Raw genomic sequence first — 2,893 nt, 5'->3', positions numbered from 1 at the left:
GGGTCAGGTCGCGGCGGACGCGGTGGCGTCCTGCGGGGGCGGGGCGGGGAAGTCCTTCAGGGCGCGTACCGGTGAGAAGACAATCCACAACAGCGCGGTGGAGAAGGCCAGGGAGGTCACCAGAAGGGTCGGACGCAGCCCTATGGCGTCTCCCAGGAAGCCACCGATCAGAGCGCCCAGCGGCAGGGGTCCCCAGGCGATGAAACGGCAGCCGGCGTTGACACGGCCGAGCAGGTGGTCCGGCGTGATGGCCTGGCGCAGGCTGACCGCGTGCACGGTGGCCATGGTCGAGCCGACGCCGCAGAGCGCGAAGGCCGCGACGAGCAGGGCGAGCGAGGGCAGCGAGGAATCGGGTGCCAGCGGAACCAGGATCGGCGCCGAGCAGCACAGCACCAATCCGGTGATGATGGCCCGCCCCAGACCCAGCCTGCGCTTGAACCAGGGGGCACCCACCGCACCGACCAGTGAACCCACGGCGCCGACACCCAACACGATGCCGATGGCCCCCGGCGACATCCCCAGCTGTCGTGCCGCGTAGATGACGAAGACCGTCTGCAGAGACATCCAGCACAGGTTGTACGTCCCGGCCTGGAACGCTATGGCGCGGATGGAGGCGTTGCCGAGGACGATGCGCAGCCCCTCGGCGATCCTGCTCGCCGTCGAGGCGCTCCGCGGGGGTGGCGCCGGGGGCGGTTCGGGCCTACGGATCGCCAGCAGACAGGCTGCCGAGAAGAGGTAGGAGAAGGAGTTGACCAGAAGAGTCAAGGGGGCGGTGATCCAACCAACCAGCAGACCGGCCACCCCCGGCCCACCGATGTGCGCGACGGAGGCGGATGCCTGCAGCTTGCTGTTCCCCTCCACGAGCTGGTCGCGCCGGATGAGTGAGGGCAGGTAGGACTGGTAGGAGACATCGAACGTCACGGTCAGTACGCCGATGACGAAGGCCGTGATGTACAGGTACTCCATCCTCAGCAGGCCGAGGAAGGCGGCCAACGGAATGCTGCCCACCAGCAGGGCTCGTCCCAGGTTGCTTCCGATCATCAGCGGCCGGCGGCGGCGACCGTCGACCCATACCCCGATGAAAAGAGTGGCGCCCAGGAACGGCGCGAAACTCGCGGAGTTGAGCAGCCCGAGCTGGGTGGCCGTGGCGTCGAGCTGGTAGACGGCGGCCAACGGAAGGGCCAGCTGCGTGATCTGCGCCCCCATCTGGGAGACGGACTCACCGGACCAGAGTTTGAGGAATTCCCGGTCCTGCCAGAGTTCCCCCCGCGCGAGGGGACTCATCGAGAACCTCCTCGCCGGTCCGCCACGTGAAAGCAGCAGCCGATCTGCGCGCCGTTGGACATGCTGACGATTCCCACATCGGGGTCCGGCGTTCCCCGCACGAGCATGCCGGCGTAGGTGTCGCCGACCATCATCACCCCGTAGGCGACGGCCATGCGTTCGAAGCCGAGTCCGTCCTCGGTCACGAACCGCTCCATGACGGGAAGAACCCGCTCCTGGACGACGAACGGCCCGTCCACCGCCTCGCGGATGTGGTGTTCCCACTCGTCCTGCTCCACGGACCAGCCGGGTATGACCCCCACACCGCCGTAGAGCAGGGTGGGCTTGAGGGCGAGCCGGTCCTTGTGGGCCAGCACGTGGGAGAGGAGGTCGACGCGCCGGCCTCCACGCGAGACCTCCTCGTCCCGCAGGAAGCGGGTCCAGGGCAGGATTCGTTCGATCAGAGCGAGCTCATCGGCACCGAAGGCGTCGCGGTTCCGCTCGTCGCTGAGCATGGCCAGGCTGCCCTTGTTCCCGTAGAGCTCGCAGTCGAGCCCGGCGAACAGGAAGGTGTGGCCCGCGGAGACGGCGTCCAGCAGCGGGTCGACCAGCTCGTGACTGCGCTGTTCGTCAACCATCTCCCCCGGCAGGAAGATGCGGTAGACCACGTCCACCTTCCTGCCGTGGATGTGGGGCACCCCGTCCCGGTAGTCGAACTCCCCGAGATGGCAGACGACGGTGTCGAAGCCGTGGCGCAGCCAGTCCGGCACCACGAAGTCGAGCCACGGCTTCGTCTTCGTATAGCTGTCGGGCCATTCGGTCAGGGCCAGTACGGGACGTCCGGGCAGATCGAAGCCGGCGTGTGCGGTTTCGGCTCGGAGCACCCGCGCGATCTCGCCGATCGGGTCGGGATGGACGAGGTTCTCGGCCTCGGCGAAGGACCGGAAGGCGGCGTTGGTCGGCACATCACGGGAGAACTCGCCCATCTGCCAGCCGCCCAGCGAGCTACCGGTGTTGAGCTCCATCAACCGGAAGCCGCCCGGTTCCCGGTACATGTCGGCCCGGGACATCGGTGGCAGTCGTCGTCCCGCCCCGCGCATCACGAGCTCGACCTGGGTGGGGGTCATCCCGACGGCTTCGGCGAAGGCCCGGCGGTCTCCGTCGAACAGTCGGTCCGGGATGGTGGTCAGAAGCCGGAACAGTCCGTTGAGGTCCGACTCCAGCCGACGACGATCCGTGGAGTCCAGGAACACCGGCCGGTTCAGCGCTTTGCCGCCACCGGCGCCGTAGCTGTTCCAGTCATTGCGCAGCTGGGGGACCACCATGTTCTCCAGCCCACGTTCGGGAGCCAGGTACCGGCGGGTGACGGGGTTCTCCAGGAGGGCGCCGAGAGCGTCCATCGGGTCGCCCTTGAGGACGGCCGTGACCTCGGCCTCCGCGCGATCCAGGGCTTCGGTGCAGGCCCGCTCCCCCTCCGCCACGGCGATCAGTCCGACGGTGCGCGGCGTCAGGGCCTTGGGCGGGAGCAGGAGTTCGGCTCCGGGCTCGGCGAGGACCACCACCTCGGTGATCCCTGTCTCTCATACACATCCCCGCGCCCACCAGACTTCCATATCTCTCGTCTGCGCTC

The 2,893-nt window shown here is 68.2% G+C and carries 2 protein-coding genes; both read right to left on the bottom strand.

The window, feature by feature from the left end; all coding sequences use genetic code 11:
- Positions 1-3: 3 nt before the first annotated feature.
- On the bottom strand, positions 4-1,284 hold the full coding sequence (locus FNQ90_RS18340) for an MFS transporter (RefSeq protein WP_182607375.1): 1,281 nt from the start codon (positions 1,282-1,284) through the stop codon (positions 4-6).
- Positions 1,281-2,825, bottom strand: coding sequence for a hypothetical protein (locus FNQ90_RS18335; protein WP_182607374.1), 1,545 nt, complete (start codon positions 2,823-2,825; stop codon positions 1,281-1,283). The genes FNQ90_RS18340 and FNQ90_RS18335 overlap by 4 nt, the downstream gene beginning before the upstream one ends.
- Positions 2,826-2,893 lie beyond the last annotated feature (68 nt).

The organism is Streptomyces alkaliphilus, from assembly GCF_014141535.1.
Classification (GTDB): Bacteria; Actinomycetota; Actinomycetes; order Streptomycetales; family Streptomycetaceae; genus Streptomyces; species Streptomyces alkaliphilus.
The sequence above is the reverse complement of the archived record's forward strand: the minus strand, read 5'-3'. Positions and strand labels throughout refer to the sequence as shown.